The 381-nt window shown below is 54.1% G+C and carries 1 protein-coding gene; it reads right to left on the bottom strand.

Translation table 11 applies throughout. The features are described 5' to 3' along the window. Positions 1-381 (bottom strand): IS3 family transposase (locus tag H3H39_RS28665; protein ID WP_182157696.1); only part of this gene is annotated, 381 nt, incomplete at both ends.

Here is a 381-nt window from a genome sequence, read left to right as displayed (position 1 = left end):
CAAACTCTGCTGGCGAAAGCCTGTCATTGAATCCGTGACGGCGCTTCGGATTGTAGAACATCTCGATGTAGTCGAAGATATCTTGCCTGGCGTCGTCCCTGCTCGCATAGGTCTTGCGCTTGATGCGTTCGCGCTTTAGAAGCTGGAAGAAGCTTTCAGCGACGGCATTATCGTGACAGTTTCCACGCCGGCTCATGCTTGGCTCCAGGCGATGCTCCTTCAAAAAATCGCGCCAGTCTTTGCTGGTGAACTGCGAACCTTGATCCGAATGAACCATCACGGGATCAGCCGGCTTGCGTCGCCAAACAGCCATCAACAGCGCATTCATCGCCAGCTCTGTATCAATCCGTGAACTCATCGACCATCCAACGACCTGGCGTG

Origin of the sequence: Rugamonas apoptosis (genome assembly GCF_014042355.1) — a bacterium.
GTDB lineage: Bacteria > Pseudomonadota > Gammaproteobacteria > Burkholderiales > Burkholderiaceae_D > Rugamonas > Rugamonas apoptosis.
This window is presented reverse-complemented; position numbering and strand designations above follow the sequence as displayed.